The sequence below is a fragment of the Kitasatospora sp. NPDC059722 genome (assembly GCF_042733235.1).
Classification (GTDB): Bacteria; Actinomycetota; Actinomycetes; order Streptomycetales; family Streptomycetaceae; genus Kitasatospora.
Genome location: NZ_JBHWGD010000001.1, coordinates 84,838 through 107,037 on the forward strand (window position 1 = coordinate 84,838; position 22,200 = coordinate 107,037).

Below are 22,200 nucleotides of genomic sequence, written 5' to 3' on the forward strand. Positions count from 1 at the left end.
TATAACAGCGAACAGATAACAGATGACGAAAGTTGTCATCTGTTATCTGTTCGCTGTTATCCGTCTTTGGTTGTCCGTCTGCTGTCGGCCCCTAGAACAGCCCCCGCAGCCGTCAGGCTGGTCAGGCCGTCAGGCCGGTCAGGTTTGGTCAGGCTTGGTCAGGCCGTGCGCCCCAGCGTCGCCAGGTAGGCGCGCCACCCGCCGTGGTGGGTGATCTCGCGGTGGACGCCGCGCTCCAGCTCCCCGCGGGCGAGCAGCATCGACAGGCACGCGGAGCCGTCCTCCAGCTCGATCACGCCGAGCTCCAGTTCACGCGGCTCCCCGGGCAGGATGACGTCCCGCAGGCGCTCCAGGCTGATGTCGTACAGCTCGCCATCGATCGCGCTGTCCACGTCCGGGTCCGCCAGCAGCCCCGGGCAGACGTCCGTCCCGCCGCTGTGGTCGATGGAAAAGAAGCGGTAGCCGGGGGCGGTCCGGGCCGGCCCGATCAGCGCGTCGGCGACCTTGGCGTGGAACGGTCCGCCGGCCATCGCCTGGCCGTTGAAGAAAATGCGTGCCATGGGTGAACTCCTCACGAGAACAAGGACCACGGCAAAGGGGCCGTGGCAAAAAAGGCCGTTCCGCACGGCGACGAGAGGACAGGTGGATTCGTCGCCGTACGGAACGGAGTAGTGGCCCGCCGGCATGCGCCACCGCGGCAGGCGTGCGGCGGTGGCACCGGCGGATAGCTTGGGATCAGCCCAGCAGGGGCAGCGCGGGCAGGGTCAGGAAGTCCGCGAACTCCTCGGCCAGGGCGACCTGTTCGAAGAGCTGGGCGGCCTCGCGCCAGCGCCCGCCGGCGTACCCGGCCTCGCCCAGCTCGGCGCGGAGCTCGGCCAGCTCGGTGGCGACCAGGCCGCGCACCAGCTCGGCGGTGGCCTTCTCGCCGGTGTCGGAGAGCACGACGCCGTTGTGGATCCACTGCCAGATCTGCGAGCGGGAGATCTCGGCGGTGGCGGCGTCCTCCATCATGTTGAAGATGCCGACGGCGCCGAGGCCCCGCAGCCACGCCTCGATGTAGCGGACGCCGACCTGGACGGCGTTGTGCAGCCCCGCGTGGGTGCAGGTGCCGCCGGCGCCGGCGATGTCGAGCAGCTGGGCGGCGGTGACCGGCTCGGACGGCCCGGGGTTGTCCTTCTGGTTGGGCCGCTCGCCGAGCACGGCGTCGAAGGAGGCGCGGGCGACCGGGACGAGGTCCGGGTGGGCGACCCAGGAGCCGTCGAAGCCGTTGCCGGCCTCGCGGTCCTTGTCGGCCCTGACCTTCTCCAGGGCGGCCGCGTTGACCTCGGGGTCCTTGCGGCTGGGGATGAACGCGGCCATGCCGCCGATCGCGTGGGCGCCGCGCTTGTGGCAGGTCTGCACCAGCAGGCGGGTGTAGGCGGCCATGAACGGCGAGGCCATGGTGACGCTGTTGCGGTCCGGCAGGATGTAGTGCTCGCCGGCGTCGCGGAAGTTCTTGACGATCGAGAACAGGTAGTCCCAGCGGCCGGCGTTGAGTCCGGCGGCGTGGTCGCGCAGCTCGTAGAGGATCTCGTCCATCTCGAACGCGGCGGTGATGGTCTCGATCAGGACGGTGGCGCGGACGGTGCCGTGCGGGATGCCGAGCTGCGCCTGGGCGTGCGTGAACACGTCGTTCCAGAGCCGGGCTTCGAGGTGGCTCTCGGTCTTCGGGAGGTAGAAGTACGGGCCGGAGTTGGGGTCCTCCGGACCCTTGGCGAGCAGCCGGGCCGCGTTGTGGAAGAAGTACAGGCCGAAGTCGAAGAACGCGCCGGCCACCGGGACGCCGTCGACGAGCAGGTGGTTCTCGTCGAGGTGCCAGCCGCGCGGGCGGACCACGACGGTGGCGAGTTCGGCGGCGGGCTTGAGGGTGTAGGCCTTGCCGGCGTCGCTGGTGAAGTCGATCCGGCCCTCGTAGGCGTCGATCAGGTTGACCTGGCCGCTGACGACGTTCTCCCAGGTCGGGGAGGTCGCGTCCTCGAAGTCGGCGAGCCAGATCCGCGCGCCGGAGTTGAGGGCGTTGATGACCATCTTCCGGTCCGTGGGGCCGGTGATCTCGACGCGGCGGTCCTGGAGGGCGCGCGGCGCCTCGGCGACCTTCCAGTCGCCGGCGCGGACGTCGGCGGTCTCCGGGAGGAAGTCGAGCGTGCCCGCCTGCGCGATCTCGGCGCGCCGGGTCTTCCGCCGGGCGAGGAGTTCCTGCCGGCGGCCCTCGAACGCGCGGTGGAGGCCGACGACGAAGGCGACCGCCTCCGGAGTGAGCACCTCCTCCGCCCGGTGGACGCGCGGACCGGCGACAGTGACGACCGGAGCGGCGGGGGAGACGCCGGGTCCCTGATCTGTGGCCATGAGCAGGACACTCCTAAGACGGTTGAGCCTGGCGAAGGGAGCTCCGGTGGGAGCTTCCTTTGGGGAACTTCCTTGATCCGAACCCACCTGTCGGCGCATTCGATTCTGTAAGGTGGAGACTAGTTTCCGCGATACAGAATTTCAACGGTTTGTTGATGTGATCGCCGGGACTCTACTCCTCCCCGACAGCGAAGGGAACGCCGGTGGTTGCGACCCCCGACACAGCATCGACGACGGGCGCCGACCGCGCGAGCAGCGGCGTGCAGTCCGTCGAACGCGCCTTCCAGCTCCTGGAGGCGCTGGCCGACTCCGGCGGCGTGGCGACGCTCAGCGAGCTCTCCACCACCTCCGGCCTGCCGATGCCGACCATCCACCGCCTGGTACGTACCCTCGTGCAACAGGGTTACGTCCGCCAGGACACCGCCCGCCGCTACACCCTCGGCCCCCGGCTGATCCGGCTCGGCGAGACCGCCGGGCGCCTGCTCGGCAGCTGGGCCCGCCCCTACCTGGCCGAGCTGATGGAGGCCACCGGCGAGACCGCGAACCTCGCGGTCCTGGAGGGCGGCGAAGTGGTCTACGTCGGGCAGGTGCAGTCGCGCCGCTCGATGCGGATGTTCACCGAGGTCGGCCGGCGGGTGCAGCCGCACTGCACCGGCGTCGGCAAGGCGCTGCTCGCCCAGCTCCCCGAGGAGGAGGCGCGCGCCATACTCGGCCCCAACACGCTGCCCGCGCACACCGAGTACACCGTCACCGACCCGCAGGAGCTGCTGCACCAGCTCGCCGAGGCGCGCGAGCGCGGGTACGTCGTCGACGACCAGGAGCAGGAGATCGGGGTGCGCTGCATCGCGCTCGCCGTCCCGGGCGCGCCGACGCCGACGGCGCTGTCGGTCTCCGGCCCCGAGGCCCGCATCCGGGCGCTGGAGCAGCAGGACGGCGCGGCCTCGCTCGTCCCGGTGATGCACAAGATCGCGGCCCGGCTCGGGCAGGTCCTCGCACCCTGATGGGTGGTCAGTTGAGGTGTCATGCGCAGGAAGTCGGACTGGTCGACTTCCTGCGCACGCGTTCCTCCGTTCGAGCGGACGGAGGGCGGGGCGCGGCGACGGCCGCCCGCCGCTCGGCCACCCTGGTGCGGACGCGGCCCGCGACAGCGCAGGCGGCCGGAGCACGAGGGCATGGTGAACGGCGATGGAGCGCAGGCGCAAGAGGCTTCGCGGCAGGACGGGGAACGCGACACGGAGCGGGACGTGGCTGACGGTGGCCGTGGCGGCAGGCTGTGCGGTGGCGACGCTGACCGCCGTCCCGTCGTGGGCCGGGCAGCGGCCCGACCCCCGTCCGGCAGTGCAGCTCGCGCCGGAGAGCCGGGCCGCGGCGCTGTCCGACTCCGACCTGGAGGTCGTCCGGCTCGACCCCAGCCCCGCGCCGCCCGGCGGCACCACGACCGTGCACGCCTTCGTCGCCAACCTCGGCCCGGACACCACCGCCTCGCCCTTCACCGTGATCGTCACCCTGCCGGAGGAGGTGACGGCCGTGGGCCCGTACTTCCCCGAGAACTGCGAGGCGTTCCTGGGCCGCGAGGTGCGCTGCACCTTCGGCCCCGGCCTGCCCGAGGGACGCAGCGCGACCGCGCTCGTCACGGTGCGGATCTCCCCCATGGCGCATACGGGCCTGCTGACCGGCGGGAAGGTCACGGTGATCAGCCCGGACGACCGGCACCCGCGCAACAACCGGCAGCCGTTCGACATCAGGGTCGTCGAGACGGCTGCCGGTTGAGGTCCGCTACGGCCGGTGACGGCTACCGGTACACGCGGACGTAGTCGGCGGCGAAGGTGATCGGGGCGGTCCCCTGCGGCGCGGGGTGGTACTGCCCCGCGCACACCGACAGGTTGAGGATCAGGTACGCCGAGAAGTTCGCGCCGACGCCCTTGCCGTCCGAGAACACCTTCACGCCGTTGACGTACCAGTCCACCGAGGTGGCGCCGTAGTACGTGCCGATGGTCACCCACTGGTCCTTCGCGACGGCGCTCGCGTTGGTGTAGTAGTCGAAGTTGCCCGGGTTGACGTGGTTGGTCAGCTCCAGGAGGTTCGGGTTGTCGGGGTGGTACTCGAAGGAGTCGACCTCCCCGTTGCCGTTCTTCCAGGTCCACAGGGCCGGCCAGGCGCCGGAGCCGGCCGGCAGCTTGACCCGGGTCTCGGCGTAGTCGCCGGTCTTGACCTGGAAGCCCTCGCTGGAGCCCTCGGTGGTGAGGAAGCCGGTGTTCCAGGACTGCTTGCCGTTCTCCAGCGTGTTGCTGCCGGGGGTGGCGGTGAAGGTGGCGACGCCGTTGGCCACGCTGACGTTGTTCGGGTCCAGCCAGTCGAGCTTGTTGTCGTCCGGGTTGTGGTTGCCGTACTTGTACGCGGTGCTCTTGTCGCCGACCCAGCGCTGGCCCCAGTTGATCGGGCCGTTGAACTCGTCGGACCAGGTCAGCGACTTGCCGGCGATCGGGGAGGACGGCGCCGGGGTACTCGGGGTGGCGGTGGCGCTCGGGGTCTGGGTGGGCGTCTGGGTGGGTGCCTGGGTGGGCGTGGGGGTGGGGGTGGGCGTGGCCGACGGGGTGGCCGACGGGGTGGTGGTCGGGGCTGGGGTGCTGGAGACGACGAGCTGCTGCGACGGCAGGTTGTGCCAGGCGCCGCCGAAGTCCTGCCAGAACCCGAACTGGGTGTAGGTGCCGGCCGGCAGGGCGCGCGCGCCACTGGTGAAGGTGTAGCTCCACGGGCAGATCGGCACATTGCTGGCGTTGCCGGGGAAGTCGAGGTTGTTGCCGGCCGCGTCGCGCACGCCGACACCGACGGTCTTGGCGGTGAAGCAGGACGAGGAGTGGACGGTGAGGGTCGCGGTGGCGGCCCGGCCGGCGACCATCGTGGCCGGGGCGAGCCGGTCCTGGGTGACGGTCGGACCGGTGGCGGCCTGGGCGCCGGGCGCGGACTGGAGGCCGAACAGGCCGGCGCCGGTGATGGCGAGCGCGCCGGTGGCGGCGAGGGCGGCGGTGCGGCCGCGGTGGGACGGGCGGGCGTGGCGGGGCGCGGGGCGCCGGGCAGGCTTGTGCATGGGGTGTCCTCTGCGACGCCTGCGAGGTGAGCTGTCGGGTTCGGACTGAGAGGTCGCCCGGCCGCCGGTGGGAACGGCTTCACCCCAAGCCGCGGCCGGCACGCGCGAGGGCGTGCCGGGTCGTGGCGCTGACCTTGGTTCCCCCGCTCCCGTCCGCTGTGGTGCTCGGTTGCCCGCCGTCGGGTGGACGGGACTCGGCGTCCCGGCGGCGGGGTCCGCGAGGGCGGACGCCGTTGCAGGCTAGGCAGTCGGTCCGTGAACGGACAACTCGTCTCGGCCGGTTGTCGCGCAGCTCACAGTCGTGTCGATCAACTACGGTGCGCAGTGGATCAGTTGGCCGGTGTCCCGGCGGGCCGTCGATGATCGGGCGGGCCGGGCGCCGATCCGGACCCCGGCGTCCGGCGCCCCGGCGGGTTCGAGGCGGTCGCGCCCGCCGAGCAGCCGGGCGCCGCCGACCGTCGCGGTGCCGGTGTCGGTGTCGGTGTCACCCGATGGTGGGCGGTGCCCTGGCGGGCCCTGCGTGGTGACGGTGACGGGGGTGCGTCTTCACTGGCAGTGGCGTGCGAGCTCGCCCGATCGGATAAATTGGAGGTCCGACATCCACCGTCGTGCACAAGAGCACCGCGCCCCCTCCCGCAGAGACGAGGAACCGCCGCACCATGACCGCGCCCCTGCCCGCCTTCGCCGGCCGCACCTACCTCTTCCGGGCCGACAACGGCGCGGCCTTCCGCAACGCCTACTCGGCCGACGGCAAGCGGCTGCGCTGGGAGGGCCTCGGCGAGTCGGCGGGCCAGTGGGAGGACGTGGCGCTCCACGTCGCCGAGGTCGCGCCCGAGGTGTACTTCGTCAGCTGGACGGAGCAGAGCGGCATCACCGTCAGCCACGTGATGGACCTGGTCCGGCTGACGGTGCGCGCGTTCTGGACCTTCGAGGGCGAGGGCGGCCGGGTCGGCGAGCTCCACACGGGGACGCTGGAGCGGGTGGCCTGAGGCCGGCCGGTCCGCGAGGCCGGCGACCGTCGGGCTGCGGGAACCGGCCGGCTGCAGCGAGTCGGACCACGGGGACCATCCGGCTGCGGGAACCGGCTGTCAGCCTACGAAGGCCGGCTTCAGGCTGCGGGGGCCGGCTGATTCGGCTGGTTCGGGACCTTGAGGTGCTCGGACAGCCACTCCAGCGAGGACGGCAGCAGCTTGCTCCACGTCTCGAAGTTGTGGCCGCCGGTCTCCAGCATGCTGTACGAGACCTTCATCGGGCCGGGGCTCTGCACCGCGTCGATGAACGCCTCGGTGTCGTGCTTGTAGTCGCCGTCACCCTGCTTCGTGCCCGCCAGCAGAACGGCCGCCTTGGGCTGCGGCAGGTTCTTGAGCCTCCACATCAGGTCGGCCTCGTCCCGGCGCTGCCGGCTGCCGCCGAAGAGGTCGCCGGTGGTCGGGTCCTCGGCGGCACGGTAGTAGCCGGAGAGGGAGACGGCGGTCGGGAAGACCTCCGGGTGGCGCATGGCGAGCTTGACCGCGCAGTAGCCGCCGGTGGAGTTGCCCATGAAGGCCCACGCCTGCGGGTCGGCGGAGACCCGGAAGCTCGCCTGGATCGCCGAGGGGACGTCCTTGGTGAAGTACGTGTCGGACTGCGCGCCACCGGGGATGTCCTCGCACTCGGTGTCCTGCGGGAGGGCGGGCGAGGGACGCATGAGGACCATGACGGTCGGCTGCATCTTCCCCTCCTGGAGCAGCTTGAGCGCCGCGCCCGGGTAGTTGAACCGAGTGATCAGGTTCTCGGCCTGCCCGGGGAAACCGGTGCTGACGATCACGGCCGGGAACTGGCGCTGCGCGTACTCGGGCTGGAAGTACTGCGGCGGCAGGTAGACGTAGCCCTCCGTGGACAGCCGGGTGAGCTTGCCGTCGATCCGGACCTTGCGGATCTCGCCGGACTTGGCGGGCTCGCGGCCCATCGCGCCGCCGCCCTGGACGGAGGCGTGGCCGATCGTCTCCACGAGCAGGCGGCCGGAGGCGTCCGCCTTGTTGTGGATCACCACCGGGCCGTTGTCACCGCCGGTGCCGAGCAGGTCGTCCCAGCTGCTGTAGAAGGAGAAGTAGTTGTTGGCGACGAGGCCGAGCGCGGCGAGCACGGTGAACTGGGTGGCGAGCAGCGTGCCGATCCGGCCGAGCACCGCCTGCCAGGTCTTCCTCGCGAGTCTGGGCCACAGCCAGACCGTGGCGGCCATCATCACGACGGCGATCAATACGGTCAGCGCCAACACCTTGTGGCTCGTCAGACCCATGTCCTACTTGCTCCCACGCCTCGAACTCACACCCCCGCCGCTAGGACATCCGGGGCACCTCCCCGGTTCCCCGTCGGGACGCGATCTTCCACCCTAGCGGGCCGGGGTTCCGGGTGACGGATGACAACTTTCAGATAACAGAGTTTGAAATCTGTCATCTGAAAGCTGTCATCTCGCCGAGCCGAACCTGATAGAACGTCAGGTGATCGGGGATCCCTGGAGGTGGCGCGGTGGGCGGCTGGAACGAGGAGATCCGGGCTCGGGTTCGCGAGCCGCGGATCTGGTACGTGGCGACCACGGACGCCGAGGGCGCCCCGCACGTCACCCCGATGTGGGTGGACCTGGAGGGCGACCTCGTCCTGTTCAACACGGCCATCGGCCGCACGAAGGAGCGGAACCTGCGCCGCGACCCGCGCGTCTGCCTCTCCAACGCCGACCTGGCCGATCCGTACGACCGGGTCCAGCTCCACGGCCGCGCCGTCGGGTTCGTGACCGGCGAGCGCGCCGACCGCCGGATGGACGATCTCGCCCGCAAGTACCTCGGCGCGGAGCGCTACGAGTGGCGCATCCCCGGCGAGCGGCGCGTCACCGTCCTCATCCAGCCCACCCGCATCCGCCGCGTCGTCGGCGTCGAACCCCTGCCGGCCGCGGCCTTCGAGGACCACTGACGCACAGCCTGCTCACGGCACCCGGCTCCACAGTCGCAGCCCCCCGGTGAGTTCGCGCATGCAGCGGGCGCCAAGCTCCTGAGGTGAACCCGGGCCCGTCGCGGGGGCGTCGGAGAGGGCCCACTCCTCCAGGGCGACCCGGATCGCGGCGGTCGCCGCAGCGGCGGCCAGGCGGATCTCCAGCGCGTCCGCGCCCTCCGGGCAGCGGTCGGCCAGGACGCCGCGCAGCCGCTCCTCGGAGTCGGCGTGCACGCGCTGCCAGGTGCTCGCGAGACGGGGGTCGCGCAGCAGGCTGCGGGTCCAGTGCATGGCCTCGGCGGCAGGCTCGTCGGCCGGGGTCAGCGAGGCGACCGCCGAGCGCTCCAGCGCCTCGCGCACCGGGAGGTCGGCGGAGCTTTCCGCGAACAGTTCCACCCAGCGCCGCCCGCCGGCCGCGAGCAGTGGGGCGACGGCGTCCTCCTTGACCGAGAAGTACCGGTAGAAGGTGCGCAGCGAGATGCCCGCAGCGTTGGCGATCTCCTCGGCGGTGGTCGCCTCGGCGCCCCGTTCGGCGAAGAGCGCGGCGGCGGTGCGGGCGATGTCCAGCCGGGTGGCTTCGCGGCGGCGCTGGGTCAGGGAAGGGCGTCCGGTCACGGGCTCAGCGTACGCGTCCCGTGCCAGGGAGGCAGCTCACGCCGTGGCGGCATGTCGAGACTTATTGGCACGTTATGCCACTTGGGCGTACCGTGCCTCTAGAGGTCGAGAGACCACGGGAACGAACGGAGAACCACCATGGAGCGCTTCAGCGGACGGAACGTCCTGATCACCGGCGGCGGCTCGGGCATCGGCCAGGCCACCGTGCACCGGATCCTCGCCGAGGGCGGCAAGGTCGTCGCGGTCGACGTCAGCGCGGACGGCCTGCGGAGCACCGCGGACCGCGCGACCGCCGACGGCACCGCCGGCCGGCTCACCACCGCGGTGCTGGACATCTCGGACGAAGGCGCCGTCGTGGCGGGCGTCGCGGAGGCAGTCGCGTACCTCGGCGGGCTCGACGTCCTGGTCAACGCGGCCGGGATCCTGCGCTCCTCGCACACCCACGAGACCAGCCTGGAGTTCTGGAACAAACTCCTCGCGGTCAACCTGACCGGCACCTTCCTGATGACCCGCGAGGCGCTTCCGGCGCTGCTCGCGAGCGGCGGCGGTGTGGTGGTCAACTTCAGTTCCACGTCGGCGAGTTTCGCCCACCCGTACATGGCCGCCTACGCCGCGACCAAGGGCGGCATCCAGTCCTTCACGCACGCCATCGCGTCGGAGTACTCGAAGCAGGGGCTGCGCGCGGTGTGCGTGGCGCCGGGCAGCATCGACAGCGGCATGACCAACAACCCGGGCCTGCCGGCCGACGCCGACTTCAGCCTGTTCACCAAGCTCGCCCCCGCCATCGGCCAGGGTTTCGCGGGGCCGGAGACCGTGGCGGGCGTCATCGCGATGCTGGCGTCGGACGACGGCGCGTTCGTCACGGGCACCGAGATCCGCATCGACGGCGGCACCCACATGTGAGCCGGCGGGCCGGAGTGCGGGAGTGCGGGAGTGACGGCCGGCGGATGACAGATAACAGCTGACAGATAACAGATTTCGAAATCTGTTATCTGTCAGCTGTTCGTCGGTTTCAGGTTGTCCTGGTGCGTTCAGGCCGCCCTGGTGCGTTCGGGTCGTCCTGATGCATTCAGGTCGTCCTGGCGTGGGCGCGGCGGCCTCGCTGCGCGGTGCCGTGACGGGCGTCGCGGCGGGCGGCGAGCGCGTTGCCGACCGCCAGGATCGCCGCCCCGACCACGACGAACGCCGCCGCCACCAGGGCGCACGCGCCGGCCACCCGCCGGTACCCGCCATGCACGCCGGGGTCGAGGAACGGGTACGGATACCAGTCGACGGCCCAGCCCCGGAGCAGTGTGTAACCCAGGTAGAGCAGCGGGAAGCCCAGCCACCACAACCCTGCCCTCGGGCGCAGGCGGCGCGCCGGCGGGTCGATCAGCCAGTCGGCGAGCACGGCGAGCGGCATGACGCGGTGGAGCACGTCGTTGACCCACGGGATCGTCAGCTGGTCCGGGTACTTGGCGAGGACCGTGCCGTACACCAGTCCGGTGATCACCAGGTAGAGCACGACCGCCCCGCGCACCGGGTCGGGCACGGGGCGGCGGCCGGTCAGGCCCGCCAGTCCACCGAGCGCCAGGACGACGACCGCGACCGCGTTGCTGAGGATGGTGAAGTAACCGAAGTAGTTCACCACCCCGGTGGAACCGGTCGCCGCGTGATAGCCGGAGAAACCGAGGGCGACGGCCGCGAGCACGGCGACGGCGAGCCGGGCGGGAGCGAGCCAGGAGTGCATCGTCGATCCGCCTCTCTGGAGGTGGCGTGGTCCGTCGGGGTACTCGGATTGAAACCCGGGTGGGCGGAGTCGGCCACAGGAGAGATGGCAGGAGAGCCGGCCTCGGAGCCGGTCGGAAGGACAACAGGAAGGACGGCAGGAAGGACGGCAGGACGGAAGGGGGCACCGGCCTCAGGGGGTGCGCCAGTCGGTGGCGAAGGCGGCCGCCGGGTTGGCCGTGAGGAGCAGTTCGGGCAGCTCGGGGCCGAACGTGCGGCCGAGGCGCGGTGCGAGATCGGTGAGCAGCCGGCTGGGGCCGCCGGCCCGGCGGGCGGTGCGGGTGGTCGTGTCGGCGCCGAGGAGCAGCCTGTCGGCGTGGCCGGCGTCGACGAGGCCCGCGATGAGGTCGAAGGCCTGGTGGTCCTCCGGGTGGCCGGCCCGCGAGGGGCTGTCCAGGGCCAAGTAGACGCCCTCGTCGGCGAGTTCGCGGTGCAGCCGGACGTCGGGCAGGCGGGTGAGGTGCCCGAGGACGATCCGGTCGACCGGGACCCGGTGGCGGTCGTGGAGCCAGAGCAGCACGAAGTACGGGTCGCCGCCGGGCTCGAGGTGGACGGCGATCGGGGCGCCGGTGGCGTGATGGGCCTCGGCGGCGGCCGCCATGACCAGACGGGTGTGCGTGCTGCTGGGGCCCACGTCGCACGCGACCTTGATCAGCCCGGCTCGGACGCCCTCGGGAGCGCCCGGGAGCCCGGTGGTCAGCTCGGTGACGAAGCGTTCGGCGAGTCCGTCGTACCGGGCGGAGAGACCGCCGGCGTCCTCGCCGTAGTGGACCGCCTGGTGCATTCCGGTGGCGGCGACGACGTGGACGCCGGTCGTGCGCGAGAGGCGGGCGAGCGCGTCGGCACCGCGTCCCATCCCGTGCGGGGTCCACTGGACGAAGGTCCGGCCGCCGCCGGCGGCGAAGGAGCGCAGGACCTCCTCCGCGGCGGCCGGGTCGTCCAGTTCCTCGCCGGGAAGCAGCGGGCTTCGGATGAACAGGTGGTCGTGGGAGTCGGTGACGCCGAGCTCGGCGGGGTCGACGTCGCCCAGGACCGTGCGGACGGTGGCGGTCACGCGCCGGCCTCCCGCTGTATATCCTGGCCCTGCGCGATGTCCTGGCCCTGGTCCTGGTCCGGGTCCTGGTCCTGGTCCTGGGCGGGCGATGCCGCCTGTGGCGTCTCCACCGTCTGCACCGCTTGCGACCGCTGCGTCGGCTGCGCCTGCGGCGCCTCGGCGAAGGTCGCGGTGGCAACGCGCAGGCCGGCCAGGGCCTTCGGGACCCCGACGTAGGGTGCCAGGTGGACGATCACCTCGGTGATCTCCTCACGCGTCATCCCGATCCGCAGGCTGTTGCGGACGTGGTCGGCGAGCTGCGGCTCGACGCCGCCGAGGGCGGTGAGCGCGGCCAGGTTCGCGACCTGACGGTCGCGCAGGGCGAGGCCGGGGCGCTGGTAGGTGCCGCCGAACAGGGCGGTGACGATCCAGTCGGCGAAACCCGGGGCCAGACCGTCGAGGCCGGCGAGGGTCGACACGGCGGCCGGCCCCGCGAGGTCGGCGAGCAGGGCGTAACCGGCCTCGCGATCAAGCGGAGCGGGAGCGAGGTCGGCGGGCACCAGGGACTCGGGGGCGAGTGGGTCGGGCGCAAAGGACTGGGACGCGAGGGACTCGGGCGCGGTGGTCATGGGGTGGCGAATCCTTTCACCAGTGGCGACCGGCGGGGAGCCGGTCGAGTTCGGGCCGGGACAGGTGCAGCACCCGGTAGCGGGTGCCGGGCGCGCCGTCGGGGACTTCGCCGCGCCAGAGGGCGATCTGGAGCAGCTCCCACCGGCTCGGGTCGACCGCGACGGCTGCGGTGTGCAGCGCGGGGTGGTCGGGCAGGTCGGCGAGGGCCTGCTCGACGGCCTCGGCGGGATCGGCGGTCTCGGAGAGGCGGACGGTCCGGCGGGTGGCGGTGGCCGGTCCGTCCGCACCGGGCACGGCAGGCCCGGCGGTCACGGGCCCTCGCGCGAGCCCGGCACCGAGCCAGTGCCTGACGGCGGGACGGCCGAAGTCGGCGCTGAGGCCACGGAAGCCGGGGCCCCAGAGGAAGCCGTTCATGCCCTCGGCCGTCCGCCACAGGTAGAACGGCGCGTACTGGTTGACCGGCGAGCCGTCGCGCCCGCGTTCCCGGACCAGGTACGCCTTGAGGCCCAGGCCGGGGTGGGCATCGAGGAGGTGGCCCCGCTCGGCGACGCGCTTGCGGATGATCCCCATGTCGTACTCGGCGGGGAGGGTGATCTCGTACTGCATGGCGTGCACGGGTGGTTCTCCTCCGTGGGCGGCTTGATCGGGACGGGCGCTTGCGGGGCCCGCCCGCGGTCCGGATCCGGTCTCAGGCCGTTCGGTTCGTCCGCTGGGCCGCGAGCAGGGCGAGGGCGCCGCGGACGGCCTGCTCGAAGGGCTCGGCGCGGTCGGCCGCGCGGGCGAGCACGTAGCCGCCCTGGACGACCGCGACCAGCGCGGCCGCGGTGTCGACCGGGTCGACGCCGGGGACGAGCTCACCCGCCGCCTGGCCCTCGGCGACGAGTTCGGCGATCCGCCCGCGGAGCCAGTCGAACGTCTCCTCGACCGGCGCCCGCAGCTGCGGGTCGGCGATGACGTCCGGGTCCTGCGCCATCCGTCCGATCCGGCACCCGCGCAGCACGTCGCGGTCGCGGTGGAGGTAGGCGGCGATGCGGTCGTAGGCGCTGCCCGGGGAGACGAGGTCGGCCTCCGCGACGGCGCGCATCTCCTCGGCGCTGCGGCGCAGGGCGGCCGCGGCCAGGTCGGGCTTGCCGGTGAAGTGGTGGTACATGCTGCCCTGGCCGACGCCGGCGCGCTGCTGGATGGCCTTGGGGCTGGTGCCGACGTAGCCGCGCTCCCAGAGGAGCTCCTGGGTGCTCTCGATGAGACGGTCCTGGGTTGCCATGTGGATCACTGTACATACCAGTAGGTACAGAGCGCCAGTGGTTTCCCCTCGGCGTTTCCTCCGCCATGGCGGCACACCCGCCCCCCAGACGACCGAGGGCCGTGCGCCGCCCCCCGGCGGCCACGGCCCCTCGCCCGCATTCCCTCACCCGCATTCCCTCGCCCGATCGTCATCCCCCGCACCGCCTGCCGGCATTCCGCCCATGCCGGTGGCACGCGTCACGTCACGCCGTGTCATGCACGGGCACTGCCACGGCGGGTGCAAGCGACCCCGGGGGCGGGGGCGCAGACGGTGGCCAGGGGCGGGGTGCGGGCGGCGACCAGGGCGCGGGCAGCGAGCAGGGGGGCGGGCAAGGCCTTGATCCACGCGCACCGGCTGGCAAGATGTCCGGCATGAGCTACCTCGCCTCGGATGACCGCTATGGCTCGATGACCTACCGCAAGGCCGGACGCAGCGGCGTACAGCTGCCCGCCGTCTCGCTCGGCCTCTGGCACAACTTCGGCGACGCCCAACCCCTGGACGTCCAGCGGGCGGTGCTGCGCCGCGCCTTCGACCGCGGGATCACCCACTTCGACCTGGCGAACAACTACGGCCCGCCGTACGGCAGCGCGGAGCGCAACTTCGGGTACCTCTTCGCGCAGGACCTCCACCCGTACCGGGACGAGCTGTTCATCGCCACCAAGGCCGGCTGGGACATGTGGCCGGGTCCGTACGGCAACGGCGGCAGCCGCAAGTACCTGCTGGCCAGCCTGGACCAGTCGCTCGGGCGGATGGGGCTCGACTACGTCGACGTCTTCTACTCGCACCGGTACGACCCGGAGACCCCGATCGAGGAGACGATGGGCGCGCTGGACAGCGCGGTCCGCTCGGGGAAGGCGCTGTACGCGGGCATCTCCAACTACCCGGCGGAGCAGCACCGGGAGGCGGTGGCGATCCTGCGCGAGCTGGGGACGCCGGTGCTGATGAACCAGTCGGCGTACTCGATCCTCAACCGGTCCGTGGAGGAGGGCGTCCTGGACGCCGTCGGCGACACCCAGACCAGTCTGATCGCCTACTCCCCGCTCGCACAGGGCCTCCTGACGGACCGCTACCTGTCCGGCGACGTGCCGGCCGGGTCGCGGATGTCGGTCGGGAAGTTCCTGAGCGAGAAGGCCCTCGACGGGACGCGCCTGGAGCAGCTCCGGGCGCTCGCCAAGGTCGCCGAGGGACGCGGGCAGACGCTCGCCCAGCTCGCCCTCTGCTGGGTGCTGCGCGACCCGCGCGTGGTGTCGGTGATCATCGGGGCGAGCAGCGTCGCGCAACTGGACCAGAACATCGACGCGCTGAACGGCGGCCCGCTGACTGCGGAGGAGCTCGCGGAGATCGACCGACTGAGCCGGTGACGGCGGGCGGGTGACAGACGACAGATAACAGATTTCAAAATCTGTTATCTGTCGTCTGTTATCTGTTCCCTGTCAGCTGTTCTCTGTCAGCTGTTCGCCGTCGGCCTCCGGAGCGGGCGGCCCCTCATGCCACCGGCGTGTACTTGTAGCCGACCCGGCGGACCGTCACGATCGTGTCGCGGTAGGCCGATCCGAGCTTGCGCCGCAGACGGGCCACGTGCACGTCCACCGTCCGACCGTCGCCGACGTGGCCGTAGCCCCACACGGCGGAGACCAGGTGGTCACGGGTGTGCACCCGCTGCGGGTGCTCCGTGAGGTGGGCGAGCAGTTCGAACTCCAGGTACGTGAGGTCGAGCAGCCGCCCGTCCACGTACGCGTTGCGCCGCTCGTTGTCGACGGTGATGCCCCGGCCCGCCGGGCGGACCGGTCGGGCGGCCGACGAGCCGGCCGGGCCGCCGGCCGAACCCACCACGGTCGAACCCGCGCCGGCCGGGTTCTCCGCGGGCACGAGCACCAGGTACCCGACCATCGGCCGCCCGGCCGGGTCGCCGAACTGCGCACCGTACTGGGCGAGGAGGGTGTGCGGCAGCGCGCCCTGGGGCAGCGCCGCGACCACGGAGGCGCCTTCCGGCAGCGCCGCCAGCAGCGACTGCGGCGGCGCCGGAGGCACCGCGGCCGGAGCGACCGCCGGGGCGGGCCGGGGCGGGAGCACGTACGGAGGCACCGAACGCGCGGCCCGGACCTGGGAGTTGACGATCCCGGACGGAACCGACGGAACGGACGGAACAGCGGGAACGGACTGGACGGACGGAACGGGCTGGACCGAGCGGACCGCGCGCAGGTGCGGGGTCGCGGTGGGCAGGGGCAGGGTGGCCGTGGAAGAAGAAGACATGGTGTGCCGCTCATTTCGCGCGTGACGGACGGGGTGGAGTCGTCTGCGCGTCGACCGGGCTACTGCCTGGGCTGATCCGGACGGCGGGTCCGGGATCCGGAGTCCGGAATCAGCGGGCGGAGGACCGGGACGCGCTGGGCGAACCCGGACACGTCTGATCGAACAGGTGCGGCTGCCTGGAGGGCCAGAACGGCTCCAGGTCAGCGCGACCGGATCGGCGGGAGCGGCCGGAGCGGCCGTCCGCGACTGCGTGACCGACCGTGCGCGAGCGCCCGTTCGGTTGTCCGCTCGTCCGCCCGATCGACCGCCCGGACGGTGCGCCGCCGCGCTCGACGGGGAACGTCCCGGCGGCGCGTGGGCGCCCGGCGGCTCCGGGGGCGGGGGTGGGGAAGGCGAGGTTCACAGGTGGTCTCTCCGCGTGGCGGGGCCGGATCGCCGGTCGCGGGCACGCCGGGTTCCGGCGTGCCGCTCCGGCCTGGTCGACGGGGTGACGGTGCGCCGGACGGAGCGGCCTGGGGCCGCAAGCGGGGTCGGGCGTACCGGGGAGGGGCCGGCCGGTCAGCGACAACACGCGCTGCAGGTCAGCGCGTGGTCGATGTAGCGGCGGGCGGTGAGCACCGACGGGACCGGGGTGCGGACGGAGGCGGGCGCGGCCGCGGTGGTGTGCCGACCGACGGTCATCCTGCTGCCCTCCCCTGGATCCGTGCTCGGCGACGCGGGCTGCGGGCCGAAGGTGCGTGATCGAAGAGCCTGCTGCCGGACACGCGTCAGCACCGACGCACATCCGGGCTCCCCGACGGCATGGCCGGGCGGCCTTCGTCCACAGAGCCTTCCACGCCGGCCCGGTCTAGGCAACCTTCATCGCGCCGGACGTCCGGGATGCGGACGCGAAAATGAGACGCCGGCTCGATGGGATGGCGGTGGGAACGGCAAAGGGAGCGATTGAAGGAGCGAATGAAAGAGCGAACGAACGGGCGCACGAGGGGGACGGACGAAGGGTCAGGCCCGGGCGGCCGCACGGCGCGGCCGGGTGGCGGCGTGCTCGACGAGGGCGACCAGCAGGTCCTTCCCGTCCTCGCGCAGCCGCGCGTCGCACAGCAGCACCGGGACGCCCGGGTCGAGGTCGAGCGCGTCCCGCACCTCCTCGGGCGAGAAGCGGTCCGTCCCGTCGAAGCAGTTCACCGCGACGACGAACGGGATGCCGCGCTGCTCGAAGAAGTCCACCGAGGGGAAGCAGTCGGCGAGGCGCCGGGTGTCCGCGAGCACCACGGCGCCGAGTGCTCCGCGCGCCAACTCGTCCCACACGAACCAGAAGCGGTCCTGACCGGGCGTGCCGAACAGGTAGAGCGCGAGCCCGGGCCTCAGGTCGATCCGGCCGAAGTCCATCGCCACCGTGGTGGTGCGCTTGGCTTCCACGCCCGAGGTGTCGTCCACCGGGCGGCCGAGTTCGCTCAGCTCCTCCTCGGTGCGCAGCGGGCGGATCTCGCTGACCGCACCGACCAGCGTCGTCTTGCCCGCGCCGAAGCCGCCCGCGACGAGGATCTTGACCGCGACGGCCGGACCGCCGCGCCAGCGTGGGTCGGTGGCGTCGGGCCCGGCGGCCGGCCCGTCGCGGTGCCCGGCGTCGCTTCCGGTGTCGTTTCCGGTGTCGTGCCCGGCGTGGTACTCAGAGCGCACGGAGTCCATTGATCACGTCTCGCAGCAGGCGCTCGTCCGGCAGCTCGGCGAGCGGAACGGGTCGGGTGACGCTGATCAGTTCGGCGTCGTAGAGGTCGCCGAGCAGCACGCGGACGACGCTGACCGGCAGGTCGGTGTACGAGCCGAGCTCGGCGACGGACAGCGGCTCGCGGCGGCACCAGGCCAGGATGGTCTGGTGCTCCGGGTCGAGCACGTGCGCGGGCACGGCCCCCGCGTCCGGTCCGGGCTCGGCGGCGGTGATCAGCGAGATGAGGTCGAACAGGCCGTCCTCGACCGGGCGGGTGCGGCCGCGGGTCATCGAGTACAACCGCACCACCGGGCCGGCTTCGTCGTCGAACCAGCGGTCGTCGACCGGGGTGCGCGGCCGGAACAGGTCCACCTCGGGCTCGTCCGCGGGCTCGTCCGCGTCCGTGACGTCCACAGCCGCGGCGTCCGCACTCGAAGGGTCCGCGCTCGAAGCGTCCGCAGGCCCGGCCCCGTCCGTCGCGGCCACGGACTCGTCCCGCTCCGCCACCGCCTCCGCGTTCGGATCCGCCATCGAACCGATCATCTCCCCGGCGGCAGCGCGGCTTCGGTGCGCGGCTCGGCGGCCATGTGCTCGCCGACCCGCTTGACCAGCAGGGCCATCTCGTAGGCGATCTGGCCGATGTCCGCCTCGGCCTCGCTCAGCACGGCCAGGCAGCTGCCGTCGCCGGCCGCCGTGATGAACAGGAACGCCTCGTCGAGCTCGACCATGGTCTGGCGGACCCCACCGACCTTGAAGTGCCCGCCGGCGCCCTTGGCGAGGCTGTGGAAGCCGGCCGCGACGGCGGCGAGGTGCTCGGCGTCCTCGCGTTCGAGACCGCGGGAGGCGCCGGTGGCCAGGCCGTCGCTGGAGAGGATCACCGCGTGCCGCAGGGCCGCGACGCGTCCCACCAGGTCGTCCAGGAGCCAGTTGAGGTCCCCGGACGGCTGGGTCGAGATGGTCATGAATCAGTTCCTTCCGCTGGAGCGGGCGTTACGGGTGGTGCTGGTCGAACCGGTCGTACTGGTCGTTCCGGTCGTGCTGGTGGTGTCTGCGCGTCCGTCCCGGGTGCACCGGAACGGGAGGGGCCGGAGGGGCCGGAGGGACCCAGGGGACCGGCCGGCGGTACCAGGCGGACCGGCGGGCCCGCCGGTGGGCGCCGGGCGAGCGGCGCCCGGCTGCCGTCGGGCGGCGCGGGGAGGGCCGCCGGGGCGGGCGCCGGACTGATCGCCCGCCGGGAGGTACCCGGCGGCTGCCAGACCGGGACGGACGTGACGGCGGGCCGGCCTTCGGGCGTCGGCGACGGGCTCGTCGGGCCCGACGGCGATGCGGCCGACGACGACGCGGCCGCCGACTGACTGGTGGCGCCGCGACCCCGGGTGAACCCGCGCTGGAACGACGCGAACGTGGCCCGCGCCTCCTCCGGCGACCGCTCCCGCGCGCGCTCGGCCTCCCGGGCGGCCCGCTCGGCCTCCTGTGCCGCCCGGACGACCGGGTCCTCGGACGGTCGCGCGTCCTCGGCGCGCCCGCCGCGGAGACGTTCCTTCATCTGCTGCTTGAGCTGCGGCGCGAGGTTCGCCTGCCGCACCCGCCGGGGCAGTCCGCCCGGGGTCCGCGCACCGGCGGCCGGCTGCTCCCCCAAGACCGTCGGGGCCGCCGGAGCCGCCAGGGCATCCAGGTCCACCGGAACCGCCCGAGCCTCCGGAACCACATCACCGACCGCGACGTCCGCAGGCCCGGCAGCCGCCGCACCCACGGCGGGCAGGATCTCCGCCCGGCGGTGGCGCCCGGTGCCCTCCGAGCCGCCGTCCGGACCACCTGCCGGACCACCTGCCGAGCCGCCCGTCGAACCGCGGCCCTCCGAACCCGGCGGCGGGACGAGCACCGGCCCGCCCTTCGTCCGCGACGCCCGCCGCGGCAGCCCGCCCGGCGTCCGGGCCGGTTCGGCCGCGGACGGCCGCGGCCCGCCGGTGACGCGGTGCTTCCCGCCCGTGGAGCCTCTCGCAGCGCTCGCAGCAGCACCCGGCGCTCCGTCACCCGGAGCCGGACCGGGCACCACCGAGGGCACCTCGGAGGACACCGCCGGGGACACCTCGGAGGACGTCGCCGTGGCCGCGCCTCCCGGCACCGCCACGAGGTCCCGCTGGCCGCGCCGGGCCGTCGCCACCGGACGCCGCCCCGCCTGCGAGGGCTCGGCCGGCCCGTCCGGTGCCTCCGCGAGCAGCTCGCGCGGCACGAGCACGACGGCCGTCGTCCCGCCGTACGGCGAGGGCCGAAGGTGCACCCGGATGCCGTGCCGCCGGGCCAACCGGCTGACCACGAACAGGCCCAGTCGGTCGGTGTCGGCGAGGTCGAACTCCTGCTCCACGGCGAGGCGTTCGTTGATCTCGGCGAGCGCCGGCCCGCTCAGCCCGAGCCCGCGGTCGTCGATCTCCAGCGCGAAGCCGTGCGCCACGACCTCGCCCTGGACGGTGACCTGGGTGTTCGGCGGGGAGAACACCGCGGCGTTCTCGACGAGTTCGGCGATCAGGTGGGTCACGTCGGCGACGGCGCTGCCGAGCAGTCCGGTGCCGGGGAACGGGCGGACCGTCACGCGGGCGTAGTCCTCGACCTCGCCGACCGCCGCGCGCACGACGTCCACCATCCGCACCGGCTTGCGCCAGGCGCGCCCCGGCGAGCCGCCGGCCAGGATGATCAGGCCCTCGGCGTGACGGCGCATGCGAGTGGTGAGGTGGTCGACCTTGAACAGGTCCTCCAGCTCCGCAGGGTCCTCGGTGCGGCGCTCCATGGTGTCCAGCAGGGTCAGCTGGCGGTGCAGCAGCACCTGGCTGCGCCGGGCGAGGTTGACGAAGACGGCCGAGACGCCGCGGCGCAGGTCGGCCTGCTCGACGGCGGCCTCGACGGCGGCCCGCTGCACGGCGTTGAACGCCTGGCCGACCTGGCCGATCTCGGCCTGCCCGAACCGCAGTTCCGGCGCCTCGGCGGCCACGTCCACGGCCTCGCCGCGGCGCAGCCGCCGCATGACGGCGGGCAGGCGGGTGGTGGCGAGCTCGTTGGCGGCGTTGCGCAGGCCGATCAGCTCGCGGGCGAGGCCGCGGCCGATCCGGAAGGAGATGAGCACCGTCAGCACGATGGCGACCAGGCCGGCCGCGCCGGCGATCCCGCCGCGCCACAACAGGCCGGTCGCATACGACTGTTCGCGCTCGGCCATGCCGTCGGCGATGCGGGAGTTGACGGCGGCGAGGTCGCCGAGGGCACGGTCGGCGGTCTCCCGCCAGGAGTCGCCGTTGATGGCCTGCGCGACGTTGGCGGGGCCGCCGGCGCCGACGAAGTCGGCCTCGGCGCGCACCAGCGCGGCCCACGTGTCGCCGCCGCGCAGGGCGATGTAGTCGGCCTGGTCGGCGGGTTCGAGCTCGGCGATGTAGACGGTGTACAGCGCCTGCTGGTTGTGCAGGGCGTCCAGCGCGGTCTGGTACTGCTCGGCGGTGGGCCGGGCGGTGCCGGTGCGCAGGCCCTCCATCGCCGCGTCCTCCTGGGCCAGGTACTCGCGGGCGCGTACGAGCTCGATCAGGATCGTGCCCTGGCGCGGGAGTTGGCCGCTCTGCTGGGCGACGAACGCGGAGCGGAAGCCGAACACCGGCTTGACCAGGTCGCTGTACTGGTCGAGCGCGAACTCCCAGTTGAGCGCCGAGCGGCTCACCTGGGCGCGCAGCGGGACCATCTGGTCGGCGGCGGCGAGGATCTGCAGGAGGCGCCCGCGCTGGGCGGTGGAGAGCCTGCCGCCGATGCGTTCCTTCTTGTCACGCAGGACGCCGAGGTCGCGGTCGGTGTCGGCCTTGGCGCGGTCGTAGGCGTCGCGGGCGGCGCGCGAGCCCGGGTCGGCGAGGCGCTGGACGGCGGCGCGGCGCTCGTTCTGCAGGTCGGTGGCGTACTGGTCGGCGGGGGCGCCGAACTCCTTGTACGTACGGCTGAGCTCCAGCTGGTTCCAGACGTCTCCGGTGGTGGCGATGGTCGCGTACACCCACAGGGCGGTGAGCGCGACGATGGGCACCAGGAGCAGCGCGATGATCTTCGCGCGGATCGAGCTGCTACGCAGACGCATGGAGTCCTCGGTCGGGAAGTGCCAGGCGCGGAAGGGGGAGGGTGGGCGGAGCGGGGCGAGCACACGGGCGGTGGGGAGCCCGGTTCGGGGGTCGGGTACGGATCGGGCCTGGCCGGGGGCCCGGCCACAGGTCTGCGAGAGCCTACTACGCCCTGACCACTCGTTCGAGGGCCGAAATCCTTCTCGTCTTCACTTGCCCCGCACACGTCAGGACGGCGGCGGCCCCCACCGTCCGGGCACGGCCCTCGGTCGCACCCGCGTACGACGCTCTCCGTACGGAGGTACGGCACTTTCCGTACGCCCTTGTGCCGATCTCGTCGCGTCACCGACACAACCCTGGGCAGCCGCGGGACGATCCGATAGTTTCGGCTCCACG

Annotated in this window: 22 protein-coding genes and 1 riboswitch; of the genes, 6 read left to right on the forward strand and 16 right to left on the reverse strand. The window is 72.8% G+C overall.

Annotated elements, in window-relative coordinates; genetic code table 11:
• Positions 1-158: 158 nt before the first annotated feature.
• Together ACFV4F_RS00360 and aceB are read right to left on the reverse strand one after the other, a co-directional pair.
• Complete coding sequence (locus ACFV4F_RS00360; protein ID WP_380437808.1) at positions 159-560, reverse strand: gamma-glutamylcyclotransferase; 402 nt, start codon at positions 558-560, stop codon at positions 159-161.
• A 175-nt stretch (positions 561-735) separates the two neighbouring features.
• The gene (aceB, locus tag ACFV4F_RS00365; RefSeq protein WP_380499845.1) at positions 736-2,385 is read right to left on the reverse strand and encodes a malate synthase A; all 1,650 of its coding nucleotides are present in this window, start codon (positions 2,383-2,385) and stop codon (positions 736-738) included.
• A gap of 203 nt (positions 2,386-2,588) precedes the next feature.
• On the opposite strand from aceB, the gene ACFV4F_RS00370 reads away from it, so the two are divergent.
• On the forward strand, positions 2,589-3,386 hold the full coding sequence (locus ACFV4F_RS00370; RefSeq protein WP_380499846.1) for an IclR family transcriptional regulator: 798 nt from the start codon (positions 2,589-2,591) through the stop codon (positions 3,384-3,386).
• A 277-nt stretch (positions 3,387-3,663) separates the two neighbouring features.
• A complete protein-coding gene (locus tag ACFV4F_RS00375) occupies positions 3,664-4,155 on the forward strand; it encodes a hypothetical protein (RefSeq protein WP_380437802.1) in 492 nt (163 codons plus the stop codon).
• Positions 4,156-4,177: 22 nt separating this feature from the next.
• Here ACFV4F_RS00375 and ACFV4F_RS00380 read toward each other — a convergent pair whose 3' ends face one another.
• Complete coding sequence (locus ACFV4F_RS00380; protein WP_380499847.1) at positions 4,178-5,473, reverse strand: hypothetical protein; 1,296 nt, start codon at positions 5,471-5,473, stop codon at positions 4,178-4,180.
• A 1-nt stretch (position 5,474) separates the two neighbouring features.
• Positions 5,475-5,647, reverse strand: a riboswitch (cyclic di-AMP (ydaO/yuaA leader).
• A 485-nt stretch (positions 5,648-6,132) separates the two neighbouring features.
• Between ACFV4F_RS00380 and ACFV4F_RS00385 the strand changes: the two genes are divergently transcribed.
• Positions 6,133-6,462, forward strand: coding sequence for a MoaF N-terminal domain-containing protein (locus ACFV4F_RS00385; RefSeq protein WP_380437798.1), 330 nt, complete (start codon positions 6,133-6,135; stop codon positions 6,460-6,462).
• Positions 6,463-6,581: 119 nt separating this feature from the next.
• Here ACFV4F_RS00385 and ACFV4F_RS00390 read toward each other — a convergent pair whose 3' ends face one another.
• A complete protein-coding gene (locus ACFV4F_RS00390) occupies positions 6,582-7,751 on the reverse strand; it encodes an alpha/beta hydrolase (RefSeq protein ID WP_380437796.1) in 1,170 nt (389 codons plus the stop codon).
• Positions 7,752-7,981: 230 nt separating this feature from the next.
• Between ACFV4F_RS00390 and ACFV4F_RS00395 the strand changes: the two genes are divergently transcribed.
• Positions 7,982-8,419, forward strand: a complete 438-nt coding sequence (locus tag ACFV4F_RS00395; protein ID WP_380499848.1) for a TIGR03618 family F420-dependent PPOX class oxidoreductase — start codon at positions 7,982-7,984, stop codon at positions 8,417-8,419.
• A gap of 12 nt (positions 8,420-8,431) precedes the next feature.
• Here ACFV4F_RS00395 and ACFV4F_RS00400 read toward each other — a convergent pair whose 3' ends face one another.
• Positions 8,432-9,052: a TetR family transcriptional regulator gene (locus ACFV4F_RS00400; protein WP_380499849.1), complete on the reverse strand. Its 621-nt coding sequence runs from the start codon at positions 9,050-9,052 to the stop codon at positions 8,432-8,434.
• 138 nt (positions 9,053-9,190) lie between these two features.
• Here ACFV4F_RS00400 and ACFV4F_RS00405 point away from each other — a divergent pair, with 138 nt between their 5' ends.
• Positions 9,191-9,955, forward strand: coding sequence for an SDR family NAD(P)-dependent oxidoreductase (locus ACFV4F_RS00405; protein WP_380499850.1), 765 nt, complete (start codon positions 9,191-9,193; stop codon positions 9,953-9,955).
• A gap of 166 nt (positions 9,956-10,121) precedes the next feature.
• On the opposite strand, the gene ACFV4F_RS00410 is transcribed toward ACFV4F_RS00405, so the two are convergent.
• The 5 genes from ACFV4F_RS00410 to ACFV4F_RS00430 all read right to left on the reverse strand — a co-directional run bounded on the left by ACFV4F_RS00410 (position 10,122) and on the right by ACFV4F_RS00430 (position 13,746).
• The gene (locus ACFV4F_RS00410; RefSeq protein WP_380499851.1) at positions 10,122-10,781 is read right to left on the reverse strand and encodes a Pr6Pr family membrane protein; all 660 of its coding nucleotides are present in this window, start codon (positions 10,779-10,781) and stop codon (positions 10,122-10,124) included.
• Between the two features lie 171 nt (positions 10,782-10,952).
• On the reverse strand, positions 10,953-11,873 hold the full coding sequence (locus ACFV4F_RS00415) for a phosphotriesterase (protein WP_380499852.1): 921 nt from the start codon (positions 11,871-11,873) through the stop codon (positions 10,953-10,955).
• Positions 11,870-12,481 carry a carboxymuconolactone decarboxylase family protein gene (locus ACFV4F_RS00420; protein WP_380499853.1) on the reverse strand — a complete coding sequence of 204 codons (612 nt, stop codon included), beginning with the start codon at positions 12,479-12,481 and terminating at the stop codon, positions 11,870-11,872. Before ACFV4F_RS00420 ends, ACFV4F_RS00415 begins: the two co-directional genes overlap by 4 nt.
• A 16-nt stretch (positions 12,482-12,497) precedes the next feature.
• Positions 12,498-13,097: a DUF4865 family protein gene (locus ACFV4F_RS00425; protein WP_380499855.1), complete on the reverse strand. Its 600-nt coding sequence runs from the start codon at positions 13,095-13,097 to the stop codon at positions 12,498-12,500.
• 73 nt (positions 13,098-13,170) lie between these two features.
• Entirely contained in the window at positions 13,171-13,746 is a 576-nt protein-coding gene (locus ACFV4F_RS00430; RefSeq protein ID WP_380437780.1) for a TetR/AcrR family transcriptional regulator, read from the reverse strand.
• Between the two features lie 392 nt (positions 13,747-14,138).
• On the opposite strand from ACFV4F_RS00430, the gene ACFV4F_RS00435 reads away from it, so the two are divergent.
• Positions 14,139-15,128 carry an aldo/keto reductase gene (locus tag ACFV4F_RS00435; RefSeq protein WP_380499857.1) on the forward strand — a complete coding sequence of 330 codons (990 nt, stop codon included), beginning with the start codon at positions 14,139-14,141 and terminating at the stop codon, positions 15,126-15,128.
• Positions 15,129-15,252: 124 nt separating this feature from the next.
• Here the strand turns inward: ACFV4F_RS00435 and ACFV4F_RS00440 are convergent, their stop codons facing one another.
• From ACFV4F_RS00440 to ACFV4F_RS00465, 6 genes are all read right to left on the reverse strand, one after another.
• Entirely contained in the window at positions 15,253-15,840 is a 588-nt protein-coding gene (locus tag ACFV4F_RS00440; protein ID WP_380437951.1) for a winged helix-turn-helix domain-containing protein, read from the reverse strand.
• Between the two features lie 738 nt (positions 15,841-16,578).
• Complete coding sequence (locus ACFV4F_RS00445; protein ID WP_359957652.1) at positions 16,579-16,701, reverse strand: hypothetical protein; 123 nt, start codon at positions 16,699-16,701, stop codon at positions 16,579-16,581.
• A gap of 318 nt (positions 16,702-17,019) precedes the next feature.
• Positions 17,020-17,562: an ATP/GTP-binding protein gene (locus ACFV4F_RS00450; RefSeq protein WP_380499997.1), complete on the reverse strand. Its 543-nt coding sequence runs from the start codon at positions 17,560-17,562 to the stop codon at positions 17,020-17,022.
• 124 nt (positions 17,563-17,686) lie between these two features.
• The gene (locus ACFV4F_RS00455) at positions 17,687-18,256 is read right to left on the reverse strand and encodes a DUF742 domain-containing protein (RefSeq protein WP_380499858.1); all 570 of its coding nucleotides are present in this window, start codon (positions 18,254-18,256) and stop codon (positions 17,687-17,689) included.
• Positions 18,257-18,264: 8 nt separating this feature from the next.
• Positions 18,265-18,687 carry a roadblock/LC7 domain-containing protein gene (locus tag ACFV4F_RS00460; RefSeq protein WP_380437774.1) on the reverse strand — a complete coding sequence of 141 codons (423 nt, stop codon included), beginning with the start codon at positions 18,685-18,687 and terminating at the stop codon, positions 18,265-18,267.
• Positions 18,684-21,824, reverse strand: coding sequence for a nitrate- and nitrite sensing domain-containing protein (locus tag ACFV4F_RS00465; protein ID WP_380499860.1), 3,141 nt, complete (start codon positions 21,822-21,824; stop codon positions 18,684-18,686). Before ACFV4F_RS00465 ends, ACFV4F_RS00460 begins: the two co-directional genes overlap by 4 nt.
• Positions 21,825-22,200: the final 376 nt, after the last annotated feature.

Excerpts from the sequence above, each read along its gene's own strand:
- ACFV4F_RS00405 (WP_380499850.1), top strand. The coding sequence starts at position 9,191 with ATGGAGCGCTTCAGCGGACGGAACGTCCTGATCACCGGCGGCGGCTCG.
- ACFV4F_RS00410 (WP_380499851.1), bottom strand. The coding sequence starts at position 10,781 with ATGCACTCCTGGCTCGCTCCCGCCCGGCTCGCCGTCGCCGTGCTCGCG.
- ACFV4F_RS00430 (WP_380437780.1), bottom strand. The coding sequence starts at position 13,746 with ATGGCAACCCAGGACCGTCTCATCGAGAGCACCCAGGAGCTCCTCTGG.
- ACFV4F_RS00360 (WP_380437808.1), bottom strand. The coding sequence starts at position 560 with ATGGCACGCATTTTCTTCAACGGCCAGGCGATGGCCGGCGGACCGTTC.
- aceB (WP_380499845.1), bottom strand. The coding sequence starts at position 2,385 with ATGGCCACAGATCAGGGACCCGGCGTCTCCCCCGCCGCTCCGGTCGTC.
- ACFV4F_RS00435 (WP_380499857.1), top strand. The coding sequence starts at position 14,139 with ATGAGCTACCTCGCCTCGGATGACCGCTATGGCTCGATGACCTACCGC.
- ACFV4F_RS00465 (WP_380499860.1), bottom strand. The coding sequence starts at position 21,824 with ATGCGTCTGCGTAGCAGCTCGATCCGCGCGAAGATCATCGCGCTGCTC.
- ACFV4F_RS00455 (WP_380499858.1), bottom strand. The coding sequence starts at position 18,256 with ATGGCGGATCCGAACGCGGAGGCGGTGGCGGAGCGGGACGAGTCCGTG.
- ACFV4F_RS00380 (WP_380499847.1), bottom strand. The coding sequence starts at position 5,473 with ATGCACAAGCCTGCCCGGCGCCCCGCGCCCCGCCACGCCCGCCCGTCC.
- ACFV4F_RS00385 (WP_380437798.1), top strand. The coding sequence starts at position 6,133 with ATGACCGCGCCCCTGCCCGCCTTCGCCGGCCGCACCTACCTCTTCCGG.
- ACFV4F_RS00420 (WP_380499853.1), bottom strand. The coding sequence starts at position 12,481 with ATGACCACCGCGCCCGAGTCCCTCGCGTCCCAGTCCTTTGCGCCCGAC.
- ACFV4F_RS00390 (WP_380437796.1), bottom strand. The coding sequence starts at position 7,751 with ATGGGTCTGACGAGCCACAAGGTGTTGGCGCTGACCGTATTGATCGCC.
- ACFV4F_RS00445 (WP_359957652.1), bottom strand. The coding sequence starts at position 16,701 with ATGACCGTCGGTCGGCACACCACCGCGGCCGCGCCCGCCTCCGTCCGC.
- ACFV4F_RS00460 (WP_380437774.1), bottom strand. The coding sequence starts at position 18,687 with ATGACCATCTCGACCCAGCCGTCCGGGGACCTCAACTGGCTCCTGGAC.